24 protein-coding genes are annotated in these 25,724 nt (G+C 72.2%); 9 read left to right on the top strand and 15 right to left on the bottom strand.

Translation table 11 applies throughout. From position 1 onward, the window contains the following. The first annotated feature begins 32 nt into the window (after positions 1 to 32). Genes Ato02nite_RS39775 through Ato02nite_RS39760 form a run of 4 tightly spaced genes read left to right on the top strand, consistent with a single transcriptional unit; the run spans position 33 to position 5,162 of the window. A complete protein-coding gene (locus Ato02nite_RS39775) occupies positions 33 to 1,724 on the top strand; it encodes an ABC transporter substrate-binding protein (protein ID WP_213011863.1) in 1,692 nt (563 codons plus the stop codon). After that, entirely contained in the window at positions 1,721 to 2,602 is an 882-nt protein-coding gene (locus Ato02nite_RS39770) for an ABC transporter permease (RefSeq protein WP_246607982.1), read from the top strand. Before Ato02nite_RS39775 ends, Ato02nite_RS39770 begins: the two co-directional genes overlap by 4 nt. Beyond that, positions 2,599 to 3,588, top strand: a complete 990-nt coding sequence (locus Ato02nite_RS39765) for an ABC transporter permease (RefSeq protein WP_213011862.1) — start codon at positions 2,599 to 2,601, stop codon at positions 3,586 to 3,588. The genes Ato02nite_RS39770 and Ato02nite_RS39765 overlap by 4 nt, the downstream gene beginning before the upstream one ends. Then, positions 3,585 to 5,162 carry a dipeptide ABC transporter ATP-binding protein gene (locus Ato02nite_RS39760; RefSeq protein WP_213011861.1) on the top strand — a complete coding sequence of 526 codons (1,578 nt, stop codon included), beginning with the start codon at positions 3,585 to 3,587 and terminating at the stop codon, positions 5,160 to 5,162. The genes Ato02nite_RS39765 and Ato02nite_RS39760 overlap by 4 nt, the downstream gene beginning before the upstream one ends. Positions 5,163 to 5,276: 114 nt before the next feature. Here the strand turns inward: Ato02nite_RS39760 and Ato02nite_RS39755 are convergent, their stop codons facing one another. From Ato02nite_RS39755 to Ato02nite_RS39735, 5 genes are all read right to left on the bottom strand, one after another. After that, positions 5,277 to 6,224, bottom strand: coding sequence for an NADPH:quinone oxidoreductase family protein (locus Ato02nite_RS39755; RefSeq protein ID WP_246607981.1), 948 nt, complete (start codon positions 6,222 to 6,224; stop codon positions 5,277 to 5,279). 223 nt (positions 6,225 to 6,447) lie between these two features. Then, entirely contained in the window at positions 6,448 to 7,491 is a 1,044-nt protein-coding gene (locus Ato02nite_RS39750; RefSeq protein ID WP_213011860.1) for an LLM class flavin-dependent oxidoreductase, read from the bottom strand. After that, complete coding sequence (locus Ato02nite_RS39745; protein WP_213011859.1) at positions 7,488 to 9,233, bottom strand: ABC transporter ATP-binding protein; 1,746 nt, start codon at positions 9,231 to 9,233, stop codon at positions 7,488 to 7,490. The genes Ato02nite_RS39750 and Ato02nite_RS39745 overlap by 4 nt, the downstream gene beginning before the upstream one ends. After that, positions 9,211 to 10,956, bottom strand: a complete 1,746-nt coding sequence (locus tag Ato02nite_RS39740) for an ABC transporter ATP-binding protein (protein ID WP_213011858.1) — start codon at positions 10,954 to 10,956, stop codon at positions 9,211 to 9,213. Before Ato02nite_RS39740 ends, Ato02nite_RS39745 begins: the two co-directional genes overlap by 23 nt. Next, on the bottom strand, positions 10,946 to 12,151 hold the full coding sequence (locus tag Ato02nite_RS39735; RefSeq protein ID WP_213011857.1) for an LLM class flavin-dependent oxidoreductase: 1,206 nt from the start codon (positions 12,149 to 12,151) through the stop codon (positions 10,946 to 10,948). Before Ato02nite_RS39735 ends, Ato02nite_RS39740 begins: the two co-directional genes overlap by 11 nt. A 193-nt stretch (positions 12,152 to 12,344) precedes the next feature. Here Ato02nite_RS39735 and Ato02nite_RS39730 point away from each other — a divergent pair, with 193 nt between their 5' ends. Continuing rightward, a complete protein-coding gene (locus Ato02nite_RS39730; protein WP_213011856.1) occupies positions 12,345 to 12,518 on the top strand; it encodes a CsbD family protein in 174 nt (57 codons plus the stop codon). 29 nt (positions 12,519 to 12,547) lie between these two features. On the opposite strand, the gene Ato02nite_RS39725 is transcribed toward Ato02nite_RS39730, so the two are convergent. Genes Ato02nite_RS39725 through Ato02nite_RS39710 form a run of 4 tightly spaced genes read right to left on the bottom strand, consistent with a single transcriptional unit; the run spans position 12,548 to position 15,457 of the window. Continuing rightward, positions 12,548 to 13,240, bottom strand: coding sequence for a glycosyltransferase family 2 protein (locus Ato02nite_RS39725; RefSeq protein ID WP_213011855.1), 693 nt, complete (start codon positions 13,238 to 13,240; stop codon positions 12,548 to 12,550). Next, positions 13,237 to 13,836 (bottom strand): SAM-dependent methyltransferase, encoded by a 600-nt coding sequence (locus tag Ato02nite_RS39720; RefSeq protein ID WP_213011854.1) that lies wholly within the window; start codon positions 13,834 to 13,836, stop codon positions 13,237 to 13,239. The genes Ato02nite_RS39725 and Ato02nite_RS39720 overlap by 4 nt, the downstream gene beginning before the upstream one ends. Then, the gene (locus Ato02nite_RS39715; RefSeq protein ID WP_246607980.1) at positions 13,833 to 14,549 is read right to left on the bottom strand and encodes a PIG-L deacetylase family protein; all 717 of its coding nucleotides are present in this window, start codon (positions 14,547 to 14,549) and stop codon (positions 13,833 to 13,835) included. Before Ato02nite_RS39715 ends, Ato02nite_RS39720 begins: the two co-directional genes overlap by 4 nt. Further along, the gene (locus Ato02nite_RS39710; protein WP_246607979.1) at positions 14,546 to 15,457 is read right to left on the bottom strand and encodes an acyl-CoA dehydrogenase family protein; all 912 of its coding nucleotides are present in this window, start codon (positions 15,455 to 15,457) and stop codon (positions 14,546 to 14,548) included. The genes Ato02nite_RS39715 and Ato02nite_RS39710 overlap by 4 nt, the downstream gene beginning before the upstream one ends. A gap of 63 nt (positions 15,458 to 15,520) precedes the next feature. Between Ato02nite_RS39710 and Ato02nite_RS39705 the strand changes: the two genes are divergently transcribed. Then, positions 15,521 to 16,600, top strand: a complete 1,080-nt coding sequence (locus tag Ato02nite_RS39705; protein ID WP_213011852.1) for an NAD-dependent epimerase/dehydratase family protein — start codon at positions 15,521 to 15,523, stop codon at positions 16,598 to 16,600. An 82-nt stretch (positions 16,601 to 16,682) separates the two neighbouring features. Here the strand turns inward: Ato02nite_RS39705 and Ato02nite_RS39700 are convergent, their stop codons facing one another. Both Ato02nite_RS39700 and Ato02nite_RS39695 read right to left on the bottom strand, forming a co-directional pair. Then, positions 16,683 to 16,994, bottom strand: coding sequence for an Hsp20/alpha crystallin family protein (locus tag Ato02nite_RS39700; RefSeq protein ID WP_246607978.1), 312 nt, complete (start codon positions 16,992 to 16,994; stop codon positions 16,683 to 16,685). Positions 16,995 to 17,032: 38 nt separating this feature from the next. Continuing rightward, complete coding sequence (locus tag Ato02nite_RS39695) at positions 17,033 to 18,217, bottom strand: zinc-dependent alcohol dehydrogenase (protein WP_213011851.1); 1,185 nt, start codon at positions 18,215 to 18,217, stop codon at positions 17,033 to 17,035. 86 nt (positions 18,218 to 18,303) lie between these two features. Here Ato02nite_RS39695 and Ato02nite_RS39690 point away from each other — a divergent pair, with 86 nt between their 5' ends. Both Ato02nite_RS39690 and Ato02nite_RS39685 read left to right on the top strand, forming a co-directional pair. Continuing rightward, positions 18,304 to 18,861 carry a hemerythrin domain-containing protein gene (locus tag Ato02nite_RS39690; RefSeq protein ID WP_213011850.1) on the top strand — a complete coding sequence of 186 codons (558 nt, stop codon included), beginning with the start codon at positions 18,304 to 18,306 and terminating at the stop codon, positions 18,859 to 18,861. Between the two features lie 65 nt (positions 18,862 to 18,926). Continuing rightward, positions 18,927 to 19,613 carry a toll/interleukin-1 receptor domain-containing protein gene (locus tag Ato02nite_RS39685; RefSeq protein WP_213011849.1) on the top strand — a complete coding sequence of 229 codons (687 nt, stop codon included), beginning with the start codon at positions 18,927 to 18,929 and terminating at the stop codon, positions 19,611 to 19,613. Between the two features lie 3 nt (positions 19,614 to 19,616). On the opposite strand, the gene Ato02nite_RS39680 is transcribed toward Ato02nite_RS39685, so the two are convergent. The 4 genes from Ato02nite_RS39680 to Ato02nite_RS39665 all read right to left on the bottom strand — a co-directional run bounded on the left by Ato02nite_RS39680 (position 19,617) and on the right by Ato02nite_RS39665 (position 24,056). Then, entirely contained in the window at positions 19,617 to 20,834 is a 1,218-nt protein-coding gene (locus Ato02nite_RS39680) for a vanadium-dependent haloperoxidase (protein ID WP_213011848.1), read from the bottom strand. 489 nt (positions 20,835 to 21,323) lie between these two features. Continuing rightward, on the bottom strand, positions 21,324 to 21,881 hold the full coding sequence (locus Ato02nite_RS39675; protein WP_213011847.1) for a DoxX family protein: 558 nt from the start codon (positions 21,879 to 21,881) through the stop codon (positions 21,324 to 21,326). Positions 21,882 to 21,901: 20 nt separating this feature from the next. Then, positions 21,902 to 22,357 (bottom strand): hypothetical protein, encoded by a 456-nt coding sequence (locus tag Ato02nite_RS39670; protein ID WP_213011846.1) that lies wholly within the window; start codon positions 22,355 to 22,357, stop codon positions 21,902 to 21,904. 40 nt (positions 22,358 to 22,397) lie between these two features. Next, the gene (locus Ato02nite_RS39665) at positions 22,398 to 24,056 is read right to left on the bottom strand and encodes a sulfatase-like hydrolase/transferase (protein ID WP_246607977.1); all 1,659 of its coding nucleotides are present in this window, start codon (positions 24,054 to 24,056) and stop codon (positions 22,398 to 22,400) included. Between the two features lie 201 nt (positions 24,057 to 24,257). Between Ato02nite_RS39665 and Ato02nite_RS39660 the strand changes: the two genes are divergently transcribed. Beyond that, a complete protein-coding gene (locus Ato02nite_RS39660) occupies positions 24,258 to 25,721 on the top strand; it encodes an aldehyde dehydrogenase family protein (RefSeq protein ID WP_213011845.1) in 1,464 nt (487 codons plus the stop codon). Positions 25,722 to 25,724: the final 3 nt, after the last annotated feature.

Here is a 25,724-nt window from a genome sequence, read left to right as displayed (position 1 = left end):
CATACAAACTCCATAGATCTTGAGGAGTGTCAATGCGGCGAGCTCTGACCCTCGTCCTGCCCAGCCTCCTGCTGCTGGCCGCCTGCGACGGCGGCGGTGGCGGCGGCACGTCCGCGACCGGGGCGTTCGATCCCGCCACCTGTCAGGGCGGCACCCTCACGGTGCTCAACCAGGGTGGCATCACGCATCTCGACCCGGCCCGGCTCTACACGTCCGGCGGTGGCAACATTCCGTCGCTGCTGTTCCGGACGCTGACCACCCGCAACCGGCAACCCGGCGAAGCCGGCGCGAAGCCCGCGCCGGACCTGGCCACCGACCTCGGCACGCCGTCGGACGGGGCCAAGACCTGGACCTACAGATTGCGCGACGACGTGTTCTTCGAGGACGGCACGCCGATCACCTCGGCCGACGTGAAGTACGGCATCGAGCGCTCCTTCGCCCCGGAACTGCCCGGCGGTGCACCCTACCTGCGCGATTGGCTGCAGGACGCGGCGAGCTACCAGGGGCCGTACAAGCAGCCCGAGGGCATCAAGGCGATCGAGACGCCGGACGACCGGACGATCGTCTTCAAGCTGAGCAAGCCCGAGGGCGACTTCCCGTTCCTGGCCACCGCCACCCAGTTCGCGCCGGTGCCGAAGGCGAAGGACAAGGGTGTCGGCTACGAGGCGCACCCGATCTCGTCGGGGCCCTACCAGGTCGAGTCGTACGAGCCGAAGAAGTCGCTGGTGCTGGTACGCAACACGCACTGGTCGAGCAAGAGCGACACCCTGCGGTACGCCTGCCCGGACCGGATCGAGGTCACCGCCGGCCTGGACGCCGCGGTCATCAACCAGCGCCTGGTCAGCGGGGCCGGCCAGGACGCCAACGCGGCCACCACCGACGCCCCGGTCGGCCCGGAACAGCTGGCCCAGCTCGGCACCGGCGGTCCACTGGACAAGCAGGTCGCGCGGGGCGAGTTCCCGGCCACCTACTACCTGGCGTTCAACACCAAGAAGGCACCCTTCGACAACCAGAAAGTGCGCGAGGCCCTTTCGTACGCCGTCAATCGCACCTCGGTTGTCAACGCGCTCGGCGGAAGTACCATCGTCGGCTCGTCGACCACCTTCCTGCCGCCGCAGAAGGCTCTCGGCTACCAGCCGTACGACCACTTCCCGGCCGGTGACACCGGCGACCCGGCCAAGGCCAAGCAGGTGCTGGCCGAGGCGGGCGTGAGCAACCTGACGATCGAGCTGGCCCACTCCAACTCCGACGACAGCGGGTACGGCCCGAAGGTCGCGGCCGCCGTGCAGGAGGCGTTCAAGCAGGCCGGCGTCACGGTGAAGCTGACCGCGATCGACGACGCCACCTACCGGGACGTCACCGGCAAGCCGGCCACCGAGCCGAGCGCGTCGCTGCAGTACTGGGGAGCCGACTGGCCGTCCGGCGGCCCGTTCCTCATCCCGATCTTCGACGGCCGGCAGATCATCACGGCGGGCGGTAACTTCAACCTCGCCCAGTACAACGATCCGCAGGTCAACGCGGAGATCGACGCGATCAACGCGCTCACCGACCAGTCGACCGCCCAGGCCCGGTGGGGTGCCCTGGACACCACGATCGGCAAGCTCGCGCTGACCATCCCGCTCGCCCACGAGAAGGACGTCTTCCTGTTCGGCAAGAACGTCAAGAACGCCGTACCGGACGGCTGGCGCGGCACCTACGACCTGGCCCGGATCTCCGTCAAGTGAGAGCACTCCGCCGTGATCGCGGCTTCCTGGTGGGAGCCGCGATCGCGTTGCTCATGATCCTGGTCGCCGCCACCGCACCCCTGCTCGCGGCGGCGGCCGGCCAGGACTACACGACGTATCACGACAACCTGCTCGACTCGGCCCGCGGCGGGGTGCCGCTGGGCCGGCTCGGCGGGATCAGCGGCGACCACTGGCTCGGCCTCGAACCCGGCACCGGCCGCGACCTGTTCGCCCGGGTCGTCTACGGCGCGCAGGTGTCGCTGGGCGTCGCGGTCGGCGCGACCATCCTGGAGGTGCTGATCGGCCTGCTCGTCGGCACCGCGGCCGGGCTCGGCGGGCGCTGGGCCGACGGCATCCTGACCCGGCTCGTCGACCTGGTGCTGGCCCTGCCCATCCTGGTGATCGCCATCTCGCTGCTGGCCATCGTGCCGCAGGACTGGCCGCGGCCGCTGCTGCTGGCCACCGTCATCGCCGTGCTGGGCTGGGGCGGCACCGCCCGGATCACCCGCGGTGAGACCCTGACCCTGCGCACCCGTGACTACGTGGCGGCCGCCCGGCTCTCCGGGGCCGGCTGGTTCCGGATCGCCCGCCGGGAGATCCTGCCCGGACTGACCGCGCCGGTGCTCACCTACGCGGCGCTGCTGCTGCCCACCAACATGGTCGTCGAGGCCGGCCTGTCCTTCCTCGGCGTCGGCGTGCGCCCGCCCACCCCGTCCTGGGGTCAGATGCTGTCCACCGCGACGACCTGGTTCCGGGCCGACCCGATGTATGTGATCATCCCGGGCGGCCTGCTGTTCCTCACCCTGCTGTCGTTCGTGCTGGTCGCGAACGGCCTGCGCCGCGCGCTCGACCCGCGGCAGAGCGAGGTGCTGCGATGATCGGCTACCTGGCGCGCCGGCTCGGCGGTGCGGTGCTCGTGCTGTTCGGGCTGTCGCTGCTGCTCTACGGCCTGTTCTACCTGGCCCCGTCCGACCCGGCCGTGCTCACCTGCGGCAAGGGCTGCACCCCCGAACGGCTGGCCGAGGTGCGGCACGCGATGGGCGTCGACGACCCGGTGTTCACCCAGTACCGGCACTTCCTCGAGGGGATCGTCGCCGGGCGCGACTATCCGGCCGGGCCGAACACCCGGCACTGTCCCGCCCCCTGCCTGGGCTATTCGTTCGAGACCGACCAGCCGGTGACCGCGCTGCTGGCCGATCGGCTGCCGGTCTCCGCCTCGCTGGCCTTCGGGGCCGAGGTGCTGTCGCTGGTCGCCGGCATCGGGGCGGGCCTGCTCGCCGGGCTGCGGCGCTACCGCTGGCTGGACCGGGTCGTCAACGGGCTGGTGCTGGCCGGCTACGCCGTACCCGTATTCCTGGTCGGTCTTCTGCTTTTGTTGCTCTTCTGCGTGCAGCTGCAATGGCTGCCGTTCCCCACCTACGTGCCGCTCACCACCGATCCGCTGGCGTGGGCGCAGAACCTGCTGCTGCCCTGGGTCGCGCTCGCGGTCATCCAGACCGCCGCCTACGCGCGGCTGACCCGCGCCGGCATCCAGGAGACCCTGGCGGAGGACCACATCAGAACGGCTCGGGCGTACGGCCTGCCGGAGAGCCGCATCGTCCGGCGCCGGGCGCTGCGCGGGGCGTTGCTGCCGCTCGTGACCCTCACCGCCATCGACCTCGCCGCCATCATGACCAGCGCGGTGCTGACCGAGACGATGTTCGGCCTGCCCGGCGTGGGTCAACTGCTGGTCGGCGCGGTCAACCAGATCGACCTGCCGGTGGTCGTCGGCGTGACCCTGCTGACCGGCCTGCTCATCGTCATCGCCAACGCGGTCGCCGACCTGCTGTACGCCGCCGTCGACCCCCGCGTGGAGCTGCGATGACCGACCTCGTCGTGGAGGATCTCCGCATCCGGTTCGGCGACACCGTCGCCGTCGACGGGCTGTCCTTCGAGCTGCCGGCCGGGGGTGCGCTCGGCATCGTCGGCGAATCCGGCTCCGGGAAGAGCGCCACCGCTCTCGCCCTGCTCGGCCTGCACACCGCCGCCCAGGTCGAGGGCCGCATCACCTTCGGCGCGGACAACCTCACCACGCTGACCGAACGCCGCTGGCGGCAGGTGCGCGGCGCGCAGATCGCCATGGTGTTCCAGGAGCCGCTCACCGCGCTCAGCCCGTTCCACACCATCGGCGACCAGATCGCCGAGGTCTACCGCCTGCACACCGGCGCGAGCCGGCGCGCCGCCCGCGACCGCGCCGTCGAGGTGCTCCGCCAGGTGCACATCCCCGACCCGGCGAGGCGGGCGGCCAGCTATCCGCACCAGTTCTCCGGCGGCATGCGGCAACGGGCCCTGATCGCGATGGCCCTGTCCTGCCGACCCCAGCTGATCGTCGCCGACGAACCCACCACCGCCCTCGACGTGACCGTGCAGGCGCAGATCCTCGACCTGCTCGACGAGGTCCGGGAAACCACCGGCACGTCGCTGCTGCTGATCAGCCACGATCTCGGCGTGGTGACCGGCTCCACCGACCACGTGGTGGTCATGCGCCGCGGTGTCGCGGTCGAACAGGGGCGGACCGACGCGGTGCTCGTCGCGCCGGAAGCGGCGTACACCAGGGAACTGCTCGCCGCCGTGCCCCACCCCAAGCCGCCGCGGACGATCGACGGCGAGCCGCTGCTGCGGCTCGCCGGAGTCCGCAAGCACTTCCGTCAGCGCCGCCGCGGCGAGCCGGTGCGCGCGGTCGACGACGTCACCCTGGACGTGCGGGCGGGGGAGACGCTCGGCATCGTCGGCGAGTCCGGCACCGGCAAAACCACCCTGGCCCGGCTGATGACCGGCCTGCTCACGCCGACGGCCGGCACGATCACCCTGGACGGCACCGACCTGCGGCGCCGCCCGGGCGGCTCGGTCCAGATGGTCTTCCAGGACCCGATGTCGTCGCTCAACCCGCGACGAACCATCGGCGAGAGCATCGCGGACCCCCTGCGCCTTTCCGGTGTACGGGATCCGCGCCCGCACGTGGAAGACCTGCTGGAGCGGGTGGGCCTGGCCCGGCGCGAGTACGACCGTTACCCGCACCAGCTCTCCGGCGGCATGCGGCAGCGCGTCGGCATCGCCCGTGCCCTGGCACCCCACCCGAGGCTGATCGTCTGCGACGAGCCGGTGTCGTCGCTGGACGTGACCACCCAGGCCCAGGTGCTCTCCCTGCTGGAGGACCTGCGCACCGAGTTCGGCCTGACCATGGTCTTCGTCTCGCACGACCTGGCGGTGCTGCGCCAGATCGCCGACCGGGTGGCGGTGCTCTACGAGGGCCGGATCGTCGAGCTGGGCGACACGGCGTCGGTCTACGAGCAGCCGCAGCACGCGTACACGAAGGAGCTGCTGGCCGCGGTCCCGGTGACCGACCCGGCCGAGGCCCGCCGCCTGCGAGCCCTCCGCCGAGCCCAAGTGACGGCATGACCAACCCGCCGCCTTCCGGCCGCCGCCGGTCGGCCCTCAGGCCGATCTTGTGGGGTTCGTGTTCGCTCCGAACGCCAACTGCACAAGATCGGCATTGCTGTCCTTGAAAGCTGTTCAGGGGCGCAGCGTGATCTTGCCGGTGGTGCGCCGGGCCAGTAGGTCGGTGAAGGCCTGGGCGGCGTCGGCGAGGGGGTAGGACGCGGCGGTCAGTGGGCGGAGTTCGCCCTTGGCTACCAGGTCGAACATCGCCTCCAGCGGGGGCCGGTAGGCGCCGGGGGCGGTCAGGGCCGGGCGCAGCCAGAAGCCGATCACCGCGGCGTTGCGGTCGGTCAGCTCGCCGGGATCGATGAGGGGTCGCGGCTCGCGGGAGGCGTTGCCGAAGGTGACCAGCCGGCCGAAGTTGGCCAGCACCTCCAGGCCCGCGCGGAAGACCGGCCCGCCGACCGATTCCAGCACGATGTCGACCGGGCCGTTGCCGGCCTCGAGGACACGTTCCGCATAGCCGTCCGGATCTCCGTCGACGGCCACGTCGGCGCCCAGGGACAGCGCGAGCGCACGCCGTTGCGGTGAGCCGGCCACCGCGATCACCCGGCCCGCTCCGAAGTGCCGGGCCAGCTGCACGGCGAGCGTGCCGACACCGCCGGCCGCCGCGTTGACCACCACGGTCTCGCCGGGCCGGATGCGGGCGCTACTGGCCAGCACATGCCAGGCGGTCAGGCCCTGCACCAGCAGGGCGAGCGCCTCGGCGTCGCCGACCGCGTCGGGGACCGGCACGGCCTCGGCCTCCGCCACCGCCGCACGCTGCGCGAACCCGCCTCCGCCGAACGTCGTCGCCAGCACCCGCCGCCCATCCCCGGCGCGGCCCACCACCTCGGTGCCGGGCACGAACGGCAGCTCCGGCCTCGGCGTGTAGGTGCCGGCGATCCGGCTGGTGTCGGCGAAGTTCACGCCGGCCGCGGTGACGTCCACGAGCAGTCGCCCCGGCCCGGGCGCCGGCTCGGCGATGTCAGCGGGTTCGAGCACCTCGGGGCCGCCGAAGCGACTGACAAGGATCGCGTGCATGGTTCCCTTTCCGTGGCCGGCGCCGCCGGACCCGGGAGGTGCGGGCCGCGGGCCGGGGTCAGCTTGCCGGGTGCGGGCGGCGGGCGATCCGCCGGGGTGCCGACGGCGGGCGATCCGCCGGGGTGCGGGCGGCGGGCGATCCGCCGGGGTGCCGACGGCGGGCGATCCGCCGGGATGCTGGCGGCAGGCGGTCCGCCGGGGTGGCGGTGAGTGATCTGCCGGGTCAGCTTGCCGGGGTCCAGCCGAGGGCCGGCGCCACGGTTTCGGCCAGGTCGGTCAGCAGGCGGATGTTGTCGGGCAGGGTGAAGGCCGGCGGCAGGAACAGGATCAGCTCGTCGGCCGCGGACAGGCCGGGGTCGGCCAGGACGGCGTCGGTCACCTCGGCCGGTGAGCCGTGGTGGACCGGGCTCATCACCATGCCGGGTGGCAGCTGCGCCGAGAGTGCCGGCTCGAGAGCGCCGCGCGGCCGGGAGGCGGCCGGGCCGTGGGTGCGCCGTTCGAGGTCGTAGGCGGCGTACACCGAACGCAGCGCGGCGGTCGGGCCGGGCAGGATCGAGGCGGCCACCGCTACCGGTGGCGCGGATGACCCGTGCGCGGCGGTCCAGGCGTTGCGGTACTCCTTGATCAGGCGGGCCTGATGTTCCGGGAAGGTCTCCCCGTCCGGCACGTCGTGCAGGATCGTGCCGGTGATCAGGCGCAGGCCCTGCCGGGCGGCGGTGACGGCCGAGGCGATGCTGCCCGACCCGTACCAGATGCGGTCGCGCAGGCCGGGGCTGTTCGGGGTGACCCGCAGCGGGGTGCCGACCGGTGGGCCGCCGACGCCGCGGCGGGCCATGACGGTGTGGATGGGCTCGCCGGCCACGGCGGTCAGGAAGCGGGCGAGCCGCCGCTGCCCCTCGGTGCGGGCGTCGGTGCCGACCGCGCCGAAGACCTCGTCCCAGATGTCCGTCCCGCTGGAGAAGGCGAGGTGCAGCCGCCCTCCGATCAGCAGGTCGGCGGTGCCGGCCGCCTCGGCGAGCAGGATCGGCTCCTGGTAGCGGGCCGGGATGACCGCGCTGCCGAGCGTGATGCGGCTGGTGTGCTGGCCGGCGGCGGCGAAGAACGGCAGCGGCGACGACAGGTAGTTGTCGAAGTGCCGCTGGTAGGCCCAGCCGGACTGGTAGCCGAGGTCCTCGGCCGCCCGGAACAGGTCGATGCCCTCGCGCAGGCCGCGCGCGGCCTCGCCGGCCGGGAACGAGACCCGGGTGTTGAAACCGAGCTCGGTCATGCCACTCCTCCGAACTGGCGGTTCCACGCCGTCACGAGTCCCGCGTACGGTCCGGGCTCGGTCACCAGCCGCCGGTGCGGGCCGGCCTGGGCGATCCGGCCGTCGTCGAAGACCAGCACCCGGTCGGCGGTCTCGGCGGTGATCATGCGGTGGGCGATGGAGACGGTGGTGCGGCCGTGGGTCAGCGCGGCGAGGGCCTGCTGCACGGCGACGTCGGTGGCCGGGTCGATGCCCGAGGTGGCCTCGTCGTAGATGACCAGGTCGGGGTCGGCGAGGGCGGTGCGGGCGAGCGCGACGAGCTGCCGTTCGCCGGCCGACAGCCGGTCACCGCGCAGGCCGACCGGGGTGTCCAGGCCTTCCGGCAGGGTGGCGAACCAGTCGTGCAGCCCGAGCCGGGCGAGGATGTCCAGCACGTCGTCGTCGGTCGCGGAGGGCCGGCCGAGCCGCACGTTCGCGACGATGGTGTCGTCGAACAGGAACGGGTCCTGCGGCACGATGACGACCCGCCCGGCCAGGCTGTTGTCGTCGAGCTCCTCGAGCGGCACGCCGCCGAGCCGGATCGTTCCGGTTGCGGGTTCCAGCCGGCGGGTGAGCAGTTTCGCGAAGGTGGACTTGCCGGAGCCGGTCCGCCCGACGATCGCCACGTGCTCGCCGGCTTCGAGCCGGACGGTCACGTCGTGCAGCACGAGGGGCCCGTCCCCGTAGCGGGCCGACACGTGCGCGACGCGTACCGAAACCGGCCCTTCCGGCAGTGGGGTTCCGTCCCGGACCACCGCGCTCGGCGTGGTGACCAGCTCCAGGGCGCGCCGCCAGCCGGTCAGCGCGTTCTGCGCCTCGCCGAGGCTCTGCACGAGGAACTGCAGCGGCCGCACGAAGAACGTCACCAGGAACACCATGGCCACCACCTCGCCGGCGGTCAGCCCGGTCCGCCGCCCCCACCACACCCCGCCGAGCAGCACCGCGACGGTCATCGTGGAGATCGCCAGCTCGCCGAGGGAGGTGTTGCCGTGCAGCGGTGGCAGGGTGCGCAGCAGGCTGTCCCGGGCCTGGTCGACGGCCTCGTCGAGCTTCGCCCGGGTGCGCTCGCCGGTCCCGGTCGACCGGATCACCGGGCCGCCGAGGACGGATTCGGCGACCGCCGACTGCATCCGCGCGAGGTCACCGCGGGCCCGGTGGTAACGCCGGGCGATCACCTTCTGCATGGCCGCCATGGCGGCCAGGAGAAGACCGGCGATCACGAGTACGGGTACGGCGAGCTGCCAGCTGTACGCGCACATGATGACCGTGGCGATGACGAGCTGGGCGGCGTTGGTGAGGAACTGGATGCCACCGCCCTGCAGGAACGTGGTCACCTGGTCGATGTCGCTGGTCAGCCGGGTGACCAGGTCGGCGCTGGGGAGCCGGTCGGCCCGGCTCGCCGCCATGTCGTGCACCCGGCGCAGCCCGGCCCGCCGCAGCCCGGCCAGGGCCCGTTCGATGCGGTCGTGGATGCGCCGGTTCAGCACCATCGACGACGAGCCGGCCACCAGCACCGCGATCCCGCCGATGGTGACGGCCGGCGCGATCGTGTGCGGGGCGAGCCCGGCGTCGATGGCGTGCTGCACGGTGAGCGGCGCGATGATCCGGCCGGCCCCGGCGGCCAGCGCGAGCAGAATCGTGACCGGCAGCCCCTGGCGCAGCGAAGGGGAGACCCGCAGCGCGGTGCGGAACCCCTTCAGGTCAGGACGCGCGAGAGTGGTCATACGCGGTGACGATCCTTTCGTATTCCGGTACGCCGGCCAGCTCGGCCGGGGTGCCGTCGGCGACGATCCGGCCGCCGCGCACCAGCACCACCCGGTCGGCGAACTCGATCGCGGCCGGCCGGTTGCTGGTGATCAGGACGGTCGGCCCGCCGCGCAGCTGTTCGAGCACCTGCCGCTCGACGCGGGGGTCGAGCGCGGAGGTGGCGTCGTCGAGCACGAGCAGCCGCGGTTCGCGCAGCACCGCGCGGGCGATGCAGAGCCGCTGCCGCTGCCCGCCGGACAGCGTGGCGCCGCGTTCACCGACGACCGTGTCGAGCCCGTCGGGCAGGCCGCGCACCACGTCGTCGGCGGCCGCGGCGCGCAGGGCCCGCCAGATCTGCGGCTCGGTGTAGTTCCCGGCGAGGGTGAGGTTGTCGCGGACGGACTCGGCGAACAGGAACGGGTTCTGCGACACCACCGCGACGTTCTCCGGCACCGCGCCGCGGGCCAGTTCCCGCACGTCGACGCCGTCGAACAGCACGACGCCGCCGGTCGGGTGGGCCTGCCCGCCGGCCAGGTCGAGCAGCGTGGTCTTGCCGGCCCCGACCGCGCCGACCACCACGGTGACCGTGCCGGCCTCCAGGGTGAGCGAGGCGTGGTCGAGGATGGGCCGGCCCTGCCGGGTGACGCCGGCGTCGCGCAGCTCGACCCGGAGCGGGCGCACGTGGCGGAGCCGCCGTGCGCCGAAGCGCACGACGTCCGGGTCCGCCAGCACGGCGTGCACCCGCTCCCGGCCGGCGCCCGACATGGGCAGCATGGAGAGGAAGCGGCTGATCACGTTGAGCGGGATCGAGATGGTGATCAGCAGGTAGACGACGCCGACCAGGTCGCCGACGGTGAGCGCGCCGGCCTGCACCCGGGGCGCGCCGGCGGCCAGCACGACGAGGACGGCCACGGTCGGCAGCAGTTCGAGCAGCGGATCGAAGGTCGAGCTGATCGACGCCATCCGCAGGTCGGCCGCGCGTAGCCTCTCCACGGCCGGGGCGAAGCGGGCGTCCTCGCGGTCGGTGAGGCCGAGGCTGCGGACCACCGGGCCGCCCTCGATCGACTCGTGCGCGACCGCGCCGACCTGCCCGCGGGCGGCCTGCGCGGCCCGGGCGCGCGGCGCCAGCCGGCGCTGGTAGATCACGTTGAGGGCGAGCACCCCGGCGATCAGGGCCACCCCGACCAGGCCGAGCAGCGGGTCGCGGTGGAACAGCTCGGCCAGCGCCAGCAGCAGCATGAAGACCATGCCGACCGCGAAGTACGCGAACTGCATCGGCGACCAGAGCGCGTCGACGTCGGAGACCGCGTGGGCGAGCAGCTGGCCGGGGGAGCGGTGGCGGTGCCAGCCCGGGTCGAGTTCGAGGTAGCGGCGGACCACCGCCCGGCGGGTCTCGGCCTGGGCTCGGTACTGCACCCGGCCGGTGGCGATGCCGCGCACGAAGATGGTGGTCCAGCGCACCGCGGAGATGCCGAGGACCAGCCCGGCACTGATCCACCAGGTGCCGGCCGGCACGTGCTCGCCGCCCAGCGCCGGGATGACGAGGTGGTCGGTGGACCAGCCGATCGCGGTGGCGCCGACCACCATGGTGGCGCCGTTGATCAGGCCGGTGACGGTGGCGACCAGCGCCGGACCCGGATGGGCCCGGGCTCCGGCGAACTGGGCGGCGAGGGCGGAACGGCGGCGGGTCTCAGGCGGCATGGGGTGCCGTGGCGTACCCGGCGTACTCGGTGCCGTAGTTCCCGGGGTGCTCGGCCTGGAAGCCGCTGCGCTGCCCGGTGGCCTTGCGGTGGGCGATCTCCTGGCGGACCAGCGGCAGGATGTAACGGCCGTAGTCGACCGCGTCGGCGAGGGTGTCGTAACCGCGGATCGACACCAGCGACGCGCCCTGGTCGACGTAGTCGAGGATCGCCGCGGCGACCGTCTCGGGCGAGCCGACCAGGGCGGTCGACGCTCCGGCCGCGTTGGTGGCGGCCGCGGTCCTGGTCCAGAGCGCCCGGTCGTAGAGGTCGGCGCGGTTGGCGAAGGCCAGGGCCCGTTGCGAGCCGACGTTCTGCGGGGTGCCCTGGGCCAGTGGCCGCACCTTGGCGAAGTTGGCGGCGACCCGGTCGACGTACTCGTGGGCCTTTTCCCAGGCCAGCTTGTCGGTCTGGGCGATGATCGGCCGGAACGTCACCCAGATGCGGGGCAGCGTGGTGCGGCCGGACTCGCGGGCGATCCGGTGCACCCGGTCGATCTCGCCGCGCAGGTCGTCGAGCGGTTCGCCCCAGAAGCTGAAGATGTCGCCCTTCTCGCCGCCGATCGCGAAGGCCTCGTCGGACTGGCCGCCGATGGAGATCGGGATCGGCCCCTCGTACGGCAGGAAGCCCGGCCCGAAGCCCTCGAACCGGTAGAACTCGCCGTCGTGGTCGAACGGCGCCGGCTCGGTCCAGGAGCGGCGCAGGATGTCGACGTACTCCGAGGTGCGGGCGTAGCGCCGGGACTTGGGCAGGTGGTCGCCCTGCCGGGCCTGCTCGGCGTCGTTGCCGCCGGTGATCAGGTGGACCACCGCGCGGCCCTCGGTGAGCTGGTCGAGAGTGGCGAGCTTCTGCGCGGCCACGGTGGGAAAGGTGGTGTTGGGCCGCAGCGCGACGATCGGCTTGATCCGCTCGGTGAGCTGCCCGACCGCACTGGCCACGACGAACGAGTCGGCGCTGGCCGACCCGTACGGCAGCAGGGTGTAGTCGAAGCCGCCCTCCTCGAGCGTCCGCACGTATTTGCGGAAGAACTTCAGGTCGATGCCGCGCGAGGGCACCGGGTCGAGCTCGGTCGACGGGTTCGGGTGGGTGAGGCTGATGAACTCCACCTCCGGCGATGCGGTCGACGGGATGGCCGGTTCGAAGGCGTCGGCACTCATGGTGGAGTCCTCTCTGCAATTCTCTACAACACCTACGAAACTAGTAGGCAATCCGAGGCCCTGTCCATCGCGGATTCGCGATCGGCACCGATCACAGATGCTTATCAGCTGTTTATCAGCGGATCGAAATGATTGCCGATCAGCAAGCACGGGTATCCCCCATGTCGTTCGCACGATGATGTGGAGGCAAGAGATGGCTTTCGACGACAAGGTTGACAACAAGGCCGAGGAAGTCGGCGGCAAGGTCAAAGAGGGTGTCGGCAAGGCCACCGACGACGAGCAGCTCGAGGCCGAGGGCAAGGCCGACCAGAGCAGCTCGAAGCTGAAGCAGGCCGTGGAGAACGTCAAGGACGCCTTCAAGTCCTGACGCCCCCTCGAAAGCAACGGCCCGGTGATTCACCGGGCCGTTCGGCTGTCCAGGGCCAGGCTGTCCGACGCCAGACCGTGCAGGTGGGCGGCGAAGCCGTGCGGGGCCCGGCCGTCCGGCCGGGCGCTCGTGCGCACCGGGCAGCCGGCGTCGGTGACCACCCGGCCGCCGCTCGCCCGGACCCGGGCCACCAGGCCGCGGTCCTCGTCGCGGGGCAGCTCCGGGAAGCCGCCCGCGGCCCGATAGGCGGAGGCGCGGAAGCCCAGGTTGGCGCCGTGGATGTGCCCGTGCCGAACGCCCGCGACCAGCTCCCGGTAGAGGCGCTCGTACCGGGACGGCAGCGGGCCGGGCCAGCCCGACCAGTCGTCCACTTCGACCGTGCCGGCCACCAGGTCGGCGCCGGTCCGGGCGTGATCGAGCTGCCAGTGCAGCCAGTTCGGCGGTACCCGGCTGTCGGCGTCCGTGGTGGCCAGCCAGTACGCTCCGCCGCGCAGGGCCTGCTCGACCCCGGCGGCCCGAGCCCGGCCGACATTCCGCTCCTCGATCGTCACGACGTCGGCGCCGCCCGCCGCGGCCACCAGGGCGGTGTCGTCGGTGCAGGCGTCCGCGACGACGATCAGACGAGCGTTCACCGGGGCGGCGGCCGCGCGCAGGGCGCTCAGGCAGGCCGGGAGCAGGGACTGCTCGTCGTGGGCGGGCACGATGACCGCGACCCGGGTCATACCAGGCCCGCGCGCCGGGCGACCGACGCCGGGTCGCGGCCGAACACCTCCAGGATGAAGTCCGCCTCCTCGTGCCGGGCCAGCCGGTGCAGGCCGGGCCGGGCCGCGATCGCGGCGTGCACCTCGTCGCCGGGGCGGGCGTGCTCCTCGACCGGCCACCGCCAGTGCACGGCCACCAGGTCACCGTCCGCGTCGAGGGACGAGACCGCCCGGTCGAGCAGGGTCGTCAGGTCGGCGTCGGCGAAGTAGTAACCCAGCTCGGACAGCACGATCAGGTCGAACCTGCCGTCCGGCCACTCGTGCGGCATCCGCGCGGTGCGAACCTCGACGTGCGGCTGCCCGGCGACCCGTCCGGCGGCGGTCTCGACCGCCGCGGCGACCGCGTCGACGGCCAGCAGCCGTTCGCAGCGGCCGGCCAGGCGCGCGGTGAGCATGCCGGTCGAACAGCCCGGTTCGAAGCCCGACCGGTAGCGGCGGCGCGGCAGCGCGTCCACCGTGAGCGCGTGCTTACGGGCGTCGTACCAGCGGGTCTCGAAGCTCCACGGGTCCGGGTCGGCCGCGTACATCTGCTCGAAGTAACTGATCGGCGTGGTCATTCGAAGATCACCTCAAACGGGCGGGCGAACCGGGCGAGCACGTGCGGCGGCAGGATCGCGGCGTCGGCCTCGGCCGGGCCGAGCGGTTCGATCTGGCTGGGGAAGGCCGCGATCGCGGCGGCCTTGGCCGCCTGCGCGGCCGGCGGCAGATCGATCCGCCGGGCCCGCTGCCAGGGCACGTCCGGATCATCGGGGTACGCCCAGTGCCAGGTCCAGATCGGGTACTCCAGCAGTCGCGCCCCGGTCTCGGCACAGGCTCGCGCCGCGGCCCGCCCGGCGGCTTCATGGTCCGGATGCCCGTCCCCGCGCCAGGTCACCAGGCACCACCGCCCCGGCGTGAGCAGCTTCGTGAGGTCTGCGGCCAGGCGGTCCTCGTCGATAGCCCCGTCGGCCTGCCCGAGCCGGAACACGGTGCCGTCGATCCGCAGCCGGCGCAGCGCCTCGTCGGTCTCGGCCCGCCGGATCGCGGCCAACTCCTCCGGCGTGTGCACGAACGAGCCCGGATGCGAGGCCTCGCCGTCGGTGACGGCGGCGAGATCGGCCGAGCCGAGCACGCTCATCAGCCCGGCCACGCCGAGAATCTCGTCGTCCGGGTGCGGCGCCACCACCAGCGGCGGCCCGGGCGGGTCGAGCGGCAGCGCCGGCCACCGATCCGGCGCGCTCCACGCCCGCCAGGTGCCCTCGGGCGTGCCCTCGCCGGCGATCGGCCTCACCACCGGTCCTCGCCCTCGGCCAGGAGCCGGCCCAGCTGTTCCAGGTCGCCTTCCGCGTGGCTCTGGCGCAGATAGACGGTCAGGTCGGCGACGCGCCGGGCATGTGCCTCGTCGCGGCACAGCGGGCCGGCGCCCAGAGCCCGGCCGACCCGGTCGATCACCTCGGCGGCGGCGGCCTCGACCGTCGACCGGACCCGCACGGCCAGGCGGTGGGCATCGGCCTTCGGGTCGGCGTCGATCGCGGCGGCGGCCTCGGCCAGCACCGCGCGGGCCGCGCCCAGGGCGACGTCGACCCCGCCCAGGTGGGCCAGGGCGTGCGGGCCGGCATCCGTGCGGCGGGCCGCGTCGAGCAGGGTGTCGGCCACGCCCAGGGCGCCGCCGAACCAGCAGGCGGCGACGCCGACGCCGCCGTGCCAGAAACCGGGCCGATCGACGTACGCGCCGGGGCCGCCGACCGCACGCGCGGGTGCCTCGGTGAAGCGGATCGTGCGGCTGTCGCTGCCGGCCATACCGATCGCCGGCCAGGTGCCGTCGAGCGGGGTCGCGTGCGGGCGCTCGTTGCGGACCGCGAACAGCCGGATCCCGTCCTCGGCGGCCGCGGTGACCAGGGCGTCCGTGCACCAGGCCGCGCCCGAGCACCACGGGCGGTCACCGCTGAGCCGCCAGCCGCCGGGACCGTGCTCCGCCCGTACGGAAGAAGGAGCCGCCGCCCAGACGCCCCAGCGTTCCCCGTCGTTGTTCTCGCCGAGTTCGGCGAGAATGGCCACCGCGTCCAGGTGGCCCTCGGCCAGCCGGCAATCGACCAGGTCGGCGCGGCCCAGGGCGGCCAGGCCGCGCAGGCGTTCCGCGGTGGCGCCGTGGCCGGGCAGGGGGAGGTCGGGCAGGGTGATCATGTGCACGAGCGGCATGTTCCCCGTCCGGGTACCGGTCAACCACGGTTCGGCGGCCGTAGTGCGGGTATGCCCGACGTCATGCGTGTGGTGATCGTCGGAGCGACGGGAAACGCGGGCACGGCCCTTCTGCGCCGGCTGCGGACCGAAACCGATCTCGAAATCGCCGGGGTGGCCCGGCGCCTGCCCGAACCGGAGGGCGTCTACCGGGACGTGGACTGGCACTCGGTGGACGTGGCCGGGGAGGGCGCGGCCGCGCGGCTGGAACCGATCTTCCGGGGTGCCGCCGCCGTCATCAATCTGTCCTGGCAGATCCAGCCCAGCCACAGCCCGCGCCGGCTGTTCCGGACGAACGTGCTCGGCGGTCGCGAGGTCGCCCGGGCGGTGCTGCGGACCGGCGTCGGCACGCTGGTGCAGGCGTCCTCGGTCGGGGTCTACTCGCCGGGACCGAAGGACGAGTTCGTGACCGAGAGTCATCCCCGCAGCGGGGTGGTCGAATCGTCCTACAGCCGGCACAAGGCCCTGGTCGAGCGGATGCTCGACGAGATCGAGGGGGATCATCCGGGGCTGCGGGTGGTGCGGGTCCGGCCCGGTCTGATCTTCCAGCGGGAGGCGGGCACCGAGATCGCCCGGTATTTCGCGGGGCCGCTGCTGCCCGCCCGGCTGCTGCGGCACGAGCGGATCCCGGTGGTGCCGTCGCACCGGAGACTGCGCATGCAGGCCGTGCACGCCGACGACGTAGCCGACGCGTACGCCCGGATTCTGCGCACCGACATCCGGGGCGCGTTCAACATCGCGGCCGGCCCGGTTCTGGATCCGCGACTGGCGGCCGAGGTGTTCCGCGGCGTCCGGGTGCCGGTGCCGGCCATCGCGCTGACCGGGGCGGCCGCGCTCAGCTGGCATCTGCGGCTGCAGCCGATCGACGCGGGCTGGGTGCACCTGGCCCTGAACGCGCCGTTGATGTCGAGTGCGCGGGCAACCGCGGAACTCGGCTGGCAGCCGCGGCACGACGCGGTGGCGGCGCTGCGCGAACTGGTCGCCGGGATCGCCGCGCGGGCCGGCCTCGCGCCGAGCCCGCCGCTGTCGGCCGATCCGGACCAGCCCGGCCGACCCGGTGGCCTGGCCCGGGGCCGCCTGCCCGGAACGGGCGACCCCTACTGACGGACCGGGCCGGGCGGGAGCACCTCCCGCCCAGCCCGCTCGCGTCAGGACTCGACGGTCTCGGCGACCGGGAGCGTCACGGTCAGCACGCCGTCCTGCCAGGCGCGGTGATCGCGTCGAGGTCGAGGCCGTCGCCGACGGTGATGCGGCGCTCGAACGTGCCGGTGAGCCGCTCGCGGCGAACCCACTGCAGGTCGTCATCGGTGCGCGGGGAACGCTCGGCGCGAATGGTCAGCACCCGGTTGTCGACACCGACGTGCACCGAACCCGGGTCGGCACCCGCGAGGTCGCAGTGCAGCACGAAGTGGTCACCGGAGCGGTAGAGGTCGAGCGGCATGGCCGTCGTCCCGGGACCGGCGAGCATCTGCCCGGCGAACCGGTCGTTGTTTAGCACTTGGCACCGAGGAGTGCCAAGTGCTTTGCCAAGATTTTTCAGGGCTTCAGGACGACCTTGATGCAGCCGTCCTCCTTCTTCTTGAACATGTCGTACGCGTGCGGCGCCTCGCCCAGCGGCAGCCGGTGGGTGACCAGGTCGTCCACGCCGAGCGGGTCGTCGTCGCCGGTCAGCAACGGCATGATCTCGTCCACCCAGCGCTTCACGTGGGCCTGGCCCATCCGCAGCGTCACGCCCTTGTCGAACAGGTCCATCATCGGGATCGGGTCGGCCTGACCGCCGTACACCCCGATGATCGACACCGTGCCGGCCCGCCGCACCGCGCCGAACGCGTCGGTGAGCGCGGCCATCCGGTCGATGCCGGCCGTGTCGATCGCCTTGCGGGCGATCGCATCCGGCAGCATCCCGGCCGCCTTGACCGCGGCCGCCTGGAGCGGCGAGCCGTGCGCCTCCATCCCGACCGCCTCGATCACGCCGTCGGCACCGCGCCCGTTCGTCAGGTCCAGCACCGCCGCGGGCACGTCGTCGACCTTCGAGGTGTCGAGCACCTCCACGCCGTGCCGGGCGGCCATGGCCAGGCGCTCGGGCACGTTGTCGGAGGCGATGACCCGGCCGGCGCCCAGGTGCAGGGCGATCCGGGCGCTCATCTGGCCGATCGGGCCGAGACCGGTGACGAAGACGGTGTCCCCGGGGCGGATATCCGCGTACCGGGCGGCCTGCCACGACGTGGTGAGCACGTCGGACAGGAACAGGTAGCGCTCGTCCGGGTGACCGTCCGGCACCTTGATCGGGCCGAACTGGGCCTGCGGCACCCGCAGGTACTCGGCCTGGCCGCCGGGCACCTGCCCGTACAGCTTGGTGTAGCCGAACAGGGAGGCGCCCTTGTGCTGGTCGCGCACCTGGGTGGTCTCGCACTGGGCGAAGAAGCCACGCTCGCACATCCAGCAGTGGCCGCACGAGATGTTGAACGGGATGACCACCCGGTCGCCCGGCCTGATGTGGGTGACCTCGGCGCCGACCTCCTCGACCACGCCCATCGGCTCGTGCCCGAGAACGTCGCCCTTGTCGAGGAACATGCCGAGCACGTCGTACAGGTGCAGGTCGGACCCGCAGATCGCGGTGGAGGTGATGCGCACGATCGCGTCGGTCGGATCCTGGATCCTCGGGTCCGGCACCGTCTCCACCGAGACCTTGCCGGTGCCCTGCCATGTCAAAGCCTTCATCACCGCCGGATGCCCGATGAAAGCCGAGTTATGCCGCCGAGTTCTGGGGTATGCGGCCGTCCAGCTTCGAGTTCAATGGAGGAACGATGGCCGATAACCCGGACGTGGTCGATGTCCTGACCGCCGACCACCGCGACGTCACCGCCCTGATCGGCGAGATCTGGACGGTACGCGACCCGATGATCCGCCGGGATCTCACCGACACCGCCATCAGCGAACTGGTCCGGCACGCCGTGGCCGAGGAGATGTACGTCTACCCGGCCATGCGCAAGTACCTGCCGGAGGGCGACAAGGCGGTCGAACACGACGTCGAGGAGCACAAGGAACTCGAGGAGACGATGAAGAGGCTGGAGGGCCTCGAGGTCTCCTCGGCCGACTTCGACGAGACGCTGCGCAAGCTCGAGGAAATCCTCGCCGACCACGTGCAGGACGAGGAGACGGAGCAGTTCCCGCAGCTGCGCAGCCGCATCCCGCACGAGGAACTCGTCGAGCTGGCCGGCAAGGTGCAGACGGCGAAGAAGCTCGCACCGACCCGCCCGCACCCGGGCGCCCCGAACAGCGAACTGTTCCACAAGCTGGCCGGACCGGGTGTCGGCCTCGTCGACCGCCTCCGAGACCTGATCACCGGCCGGGCCACCAAGTGACCCGTCCGGGCCGCGGCGCCTACTATTGGTTGCTCCGATCCCGTTGACCCCGTTCGGAGCGTCGAGTGCCGATCGCTTTGCCCGGCCCGGACAAGGTCCCGGACGGCCCGCACCGCGAGCTGCTCGTGCGGCTGCACGACCTCTATCGGGTGGCCGGCATGCCGGCCACCCGGATCATCAGCCGGCAGGCCGGTTCGGTCTCGCACGAGACGGTCAGCGCTGTCCTCCACGGACGGACGCTGCCGGCGTGGGCCAAGCTCGAGGCGATCGTCACCGTGCTCTGCCGGATGTCGGCCGCCCCGCGGGACGCCGACTCCGAACTGGCGGCCTTCCGCGAGCTGTACCGCGGGTCCGAGCCCCTCGCCCTCGACCGGGGGCACGTGTTCGTCAGCTACAGCCGGCGTGACGTCGGCTACGTGGACCGGCTCGTCGACCTGCTGGCGAAGGGCGGCCTCCCGGTGTGGCTGGACCGGCACCGGCTCGAGGTCGGCGACCGGTGGGAGCACGTGGTCCGCGACCGGGTCGACGACTGCACCGCGATGATCGTGGTGATGTCCCCGGCGGCGGAGGCGTCCGCGAACGTCGGCAACGAGCTGCACCGGGCCCGTGACCGGGGCAAACCGCTGCTGCCGATCCTGCTGTCCGGGGAGAACTGGTTCGCGCTCAGCACCGTCAACTATTTCGACGCACGCCCGGACCGGCTGCCGGACCAGCGGTTCCTCGACCGCCTGCGGCAGCTGATCCGGGCCTGACGCTCAGCGGCGCCCGAACTCGTGGGCCAGGACGTAACGGGCCACCCCGTCACCGATCCGCGCCCCGTCCACGTCGGCGCTGCGGTAGTGCACCCCGCCCCAGATCCGCGCCTCGACGACCTCGGCCAGGGCCGACGAGAAGCTGGTGAAGTGCCGGGTCGTGCCGGAGTCGGCGCTGTAGGCGCTGAACGGGATGTCGTCGCGGCCGAAGAAGGCGCGCAGCGTGACCATGATGGTCGACGTCGAGCAGGTGTGCCCCGAGGTGTAGTCGGGGAACGGCGGCGTGGTCAGCAGCGGCATCCAGGTGGGGTCGCCGGTCTCCTGGACGGCGGTGACCGGCCGCCAGAAACTCCAGTACTTCTTCTCGTTGAAGCAGGCGATCAGCGAGTCGGCGTTGGCCACGTCGGCCAGCGCGAACATCCGCGCGGTCTGCAGGGTGGACAGATGCCGGGTGCCGGCCAACTGCCGTTTGATCTCCCACTCGGTGAGGCGCCGGTCGTGCCACCAGATCGCGGCCTCGGTCTGATCCTGGGTGCGGACCGTGCTGTGCACGCCGCCGAGCACCTTGACCTCGGCGAGGTCGCGGGACCAGCGGGCACTGGTCAGCGCGGGCGGCCCCGCGGTGCGGAACATGTCGTTACGCGGAATCACGAAGGACCGCATGTCGCCGACCCAGGCGCCGTCCGACGCGTACGCCGGTGGGGTCGGCCGCCACTGTCCGGGTGCCGTGCCCACGGTCCAGGTGGCGGGGCCGAAGGCGCCGTCGCCGACCCGCGCCGCGATCATGTCGGCCGCGGCCTGCTCGCCGACGGCGATGCCGCCGCGCTTCGCGCGCCCGTCCGGGATCGGGGCCAGGGCGGCGGCGTACATGCCGTCGAGGTCGGGGGACTGGGCCGGGAACAACGAGAGGAGTACGCGGTACGCGGCGGCCGCCACGGCCGCGTCGGCGGAGTCACCGCGGTGGGCGCGAGGTGCCCGCAGGTACGGCTGGTAGGGCGTGCCGGCGATCGCGTTGACCGCGTCGTAGACGGCGCCCTGCACCATGGCGAAGCTGCGCGGCGCGACGTAGGGCCCCTGACGGGCCACCTCGTAGATCGCGGTCTGTGCGTTGCTGTTCCAGAGGACGACGGCGTTGGTGCCGGTGGCGGCCCGCGCGGCCGGTGCGGGCGCGAATGCCGTGACCAGAAGGGCGGCGACGGCGAGCAAGCTGAAGCGTCTCATGCGACTTCCCCCGATAGTCGTGTCGCTCGTATCCAAGTCGTCGCGCGCGGTGCCGGGCAACCCCGTCACTCCGATGTGGAGGGACGGTCATTTGGGGCGGGACGGATAACATTCAGCGTGGTCACCGGCTCGCCGCGCGCGAACCTCGGCGGCCGCGCCTTCGGCGGCGCCCTGAGGGTTTCCGCTGGACCTGGCGGATCCCGTTCCTGCGGCCGGCGACAGTGGCCGCCGGAACGACCAACATCCTGTTCCGGACCGTCGTACTCCTGGTCCTGGTGGGGTGGTCAGCGCGGCCGCCGTGGTCACCGAGGGCGCGGCCCCACTGGGCGCCCTGATCGCCGGTTACGCCCTGACGGTCGCCGGGCCGGCCACCACCGCCTGGATCATCTTCACCGTCATGGCGGTCCTGGCCGTCTCGTACGCCCGCTTCCTGCGGCCCCTGGCGAACACGGCGAAGCCGCCCCGAGAGGCGGCTTCGGATTTTTATTTTCAGATGAGCCAGCGGTTCTTCTGGACGATGGGGAGGTTGGCCCAGATCTTGCCGAGTCCCCAGGTCTGTCCGGCGTAGGTGAGCGCGAAGACGATGGCGGCCAGGGCGTAGACGACGTGGTAGTCGACGATCGGGTTGGAGCTTCCGCTGGCGAGGGGCCACTCGGCCAGCCACATCATCGCCATGATCGCGGTGCCCGCGCCGGCGGCGGCGCGGAGGCCGATGCCGAGGATGAGGGCGAGGCCGACGCCGAGCATGCCCAGCATGAACAGCCAGTTGGCCCAGCCGGCGCCGGCGATGTTGTGGAAGAAGCTTTGGAAGGGTCCGGCTTCCACCGAGGCGAGGAAGCCCTTGGTCGGGGAGCCGCCGTTGATCCAGGCTTTCGCGGAGGGAGTCGAGTAGCCGAGGCCGAAGGTCTTGTCGAGGAACGCCCAGAGGAAGACGAACCCGGTGGCCACCCGCAGGACGGCCAGGACCTTGGCGGCGGGCTTGGTGAGGATGTGGCCCGGGGCTTCGACGGTTTCGAGCTGGTGGGCGTGAGCGGCGGTGGTGGTCATCGTTGCCTCCGGAGGTCTGTTTATCTCTCGCCTTTGAGACTCCTCTCCGCGGGCTGTGCAGACCCGGGTAGAACATCCCGACCCGGCAGGACCAAAGTCCCGAACAGCAGTGCGACAGCCAGCACCACCTCGAAGCCGAGTCCGGTGCCGACCCCGAGCGCGTCCCGTACCGAGAAGTGCTCGAAGTGCCGGACGTGGAAGGCGAAATGGGTGGCCGCGTAGATCGTGTAACCGGTGAGGGCGGACAGCACGACCTTGCGATCGAGGACCACGGCGGCGAAGTACAGCATGGCGGTCAGGGCCAGGCCGAGGCCGCCGACGTCGGAGAGCAGGTGCTCGTTGTACGGCGGGTCGAGCCGTACGGTCGGGAAGTCGTCGTAGAACGAGCGCGGGAAGAAGTACTGCCAGACCGAGACGATCGTCTGCAGGCCGGCCAGGGTGAACAGGCCGGCCCTGCTCGCGGTTGCGGTTTTCATACCGACAGGACTGCCCAGCCGGCGAAATCGTGACAGTGGCTCAGCGGTGTGCCGACATCGCCACGCCACCCTGGCTGCGGAACGCGGTGAAGAACCGGTCCCGGAACTGGTCCATCCGCCAGATCGGGGTGTCGGCGGCGGGGCGGAGGCCGTCGGCCCAGTGCCAGTCGGCGATGCGGTCCAGCACGGCCGGGTCGTGCGCGATGATCGTGACCGGGACGTCGTGGCTGGCGTTGGTGCCGCCACTGACCAGCGGGATCGGCTGGTGGTCGCCGAACATGACGAGGACCAGGTCCTTGCCGCCGTACTTCGTCGCCCACGAGATCAGGCTGTCCACCGAGTAGCCGATCGACTTGGCGTACTGGATCCGGGTGTTCGGCGCGGAATCCCACAGTTCGTGCCGGTCCAGCGGGTTCGCCTGGAACTGCGAACCGTCGCCGATCTTGTCCCAGTCGACCATGTCGGGGATCGCGGTCCACGGCTCGTGGCTGGAGGTCATGGTGATCTCGGCCATCACCGGCTTGGTCCGCGGCCCGTACACCTTCTTCTGGAAGACGTCGAGCGTGTACTGGTCGGGCATCCGGGACCAGCCGTAACGGGTGCCCTTGTAGCCCATGTTCCGCGAGTCGTAGACCGTGTCGTACCCGTAGTAGGAGGCCTCCGGCCAGGCCACCGTGTTGCCCGGTTCGATGCCGGCGGTCTGCCAGCCGGCGTCGTGGAAGGTGCTGGTCAGGGTGAGCCGGTCGCTGGCCGCCAGCTGCCGGTACCGCTGCTGGTTGTCGATCCACAGCCCGGACTGGAAGGACGCGTGCGCCAGCCAGCTGCCGCCGCCGAACGTCGACGAGGTCAGCCATCCGGTCTTCGCCGCGAAGCCGGCCGCGTCGAGCTTCTTCTGGCCGGCGTCCAGCACCGGGTTGACGATCGCGGTCATCGCCGGGTTGGTCAGGGCGGTGCGCCCGTAGCTCTCCACCACGCCGATCACCACGTTCTTCCCGGCCAGGCCACTGACCAGCTCGGCCGGCGGCACGCCGTGGTACGGGTCGTTCTCGGTCTGCGCGGCGAACTCGCGCTTGTCGCGCAGCGCCACCGGCACCGACTTCACGGTGTTCTTGAGCAGGTCGGCGGCGGTGTCCGAGGCGACCGGCGAGTTCGGGAACAGGGTGACACCGCTCAGCGCCAGCGCGAGCCACACCGCGGTGAGGCCGACCAGGGTGCGGCGGGCCGGGTTCGTGTAGCGGGCGGTGACGGCGGTGAGCCGCAGGACGGCCAGGGTGCAGGCCACCAGCACGGCCACGATCAGCAGCACGGCTCCGGCGACGGCCAGGTTCGCGTACAGCCGGCCGTCGGTCTCGGTGAGCGCGTTGTAGCCGTCGCGCAGCAGCGGCGGGTCGAGAACGATGTCGAAGCGCCGGCCCAGCGTCTGCCGGAAGCCGAAGTTGAACACCTTGAGAACCGCGACCACGCCCAGCCCCAGCCCGAACAGCACGGCGACCGGCCGCCGCCAGCGCGGCGAGAGGGCGAGCAGGACCGCCCCTCCGATGATCACCTCGATCGGCACCCGGAAGAACGCGCCCTCGATGGGTGTCCCGGCCTTGGTGCGGCCGAGCGCGTCCGGAACGATCAGGGCCAGATAGACAAGGACGGCGGCGGCGACGGTGAGCGTGCCCCTCAGGAGGGGACGCCGGCTGATGCGCGGCAAGATCTGCTGTCCTTCGGTCGGGGGCAGCGTGGGGTGCCACCCTCTCCCCGACATACGAGCCGGAGCGCCCGGCGGTTCACCATCTAGATCAGAACGGAATCAGCCGCCGTCCGGCCCGGGTTACTGTTCAACATTTGAAACAGTGTGTTGATCTGGGCGAAATCCCGGCCTATGGTCAGCCCACTCGAAGGGAGGCCGACGATGGCCCTGCTGGATCCCGCCCGCTGGCAAAACCTGATCTTCGAGAGCGGCTCCTGGCGCCCCGGCAGCGGCGCCACCACCGACGTCGTCGAGCCCGCCACCGGCGACACTCTCGGCCAGTTCGCCCTGGCCACCCCGGCCGACGTGGCGCAGGCCGCGCAGGCCGCCGCCGCGGCGCAGAAGGACTGGGCCGCCCAGCCGCACAGTGCCCGCGCGGCCGTCCTGCGCCGCGCCGCCCAGCTGTGGGCCGAGCACGCCGAGGAGATCACCTGGTGGAACGTGCGGGAGGTCGGCGCGGTCCCCGGGATGGCCGGCTTCGCCGTGCACGTCGCCGAGCAGGAGTGCTGGGAGGCCGCCGCGCTGCCCAGCCGCCCCTACGGCTCGCTGGTGCCGAGCGAGGAACCGCGACTGTCGATGACCCGGCGTTACCCGGTCGGGGTCGTCGGGGTGATCTCGCCGTTCAACGTGCCGATCATCCTGGGCATCCGCTCGGTGGCACCGGCCCTCGCGCTCGGCAACGCCGTACTCCTCAAGCCCGATCCCCGGACGGCCGTGACCGGCGGCCTGATCCTGGCCCGGATCTTCCAGGAGGCCGGCCTGCCGGACGGGTTGTTGCAGGTCCTGCCGGGCGGCGCCGACGTGGGCGAGGCCCTGGTGACCGACCCGCGGGTCGGCGTCATCTCGTTCACCGGCTCCACGGAGGCGGGCCGCCGGGTCGGCGCGGCCGCCGGCAGCCACCTCAAGCGGGCCCACCTCGAGCTGGGCGGCAACTCGGCGATGCTGGTGCTCGACGACGCCGACGTGGACGCCGCGGTCAACCTGGCCGCCTGGGGAAGCTGGTTCCACCAGGGCCAGATCTGCATGACCACCGGCCGGCACCTGGTGCACGAGCGCATCTACGACGACTTCGTCGAGCGGTTGGCCGACAAGGCGGCGAAACTGCCGGTCGGCGACCCGGCCCGGGAACAGGTCGCCCTCGGCCCGGTGATCGACGCCGGCCAGCGCGACAAGATCCACGACATCGTGACGGCGAGCGTCGGCGACGGCGTACGCCTGGCCGCCGGCGGCGAATTCGATCGTCTCTTCTACCGCCCCACGGTCCTGGCCGGCGTCACCGCGTCGACACCCGCGTTCGCGAGGGAGATCTTCGGCCCGGTCGCGCCGGTGGCCCGCTTCGGCAGCATCGATGAGGCGATAGCCCTGGCCACCGACACCGAGTACGGCCTGTCCCTGGGCATCGTCACCCGCGACGCGATGCGCGGCCTGGAACTGGCCGACCGCATCCCCACCGGCATCGTGCACATCAACGACCAGACCGTGAACGACGAGGCCAACGCCCCCTTCGGTGGAACCGGAGCCTCCGGCACCGGTTCCCGCTTCGGCGGCGCCGACGCCAACATCGACGCGTTCACGGAGACCCGCTGGGTGACGGTACGCAGCCGGCCGGGGTCCTTCCCCTTCTGAGTC

Origin of the sequence: Paractinoplanes toevensis (assembly GCF_018332695.1) — a bacterium.
GTDB lineage: Bacteria > Actinomycetota > Actinomycetes > Mycobacteriales > Micromonosporaceae > Actinoplanes > Actinoplanes toevensis.
This window is presented reverse-complemented; position numbering and strand designations above follow the sequence as displayed.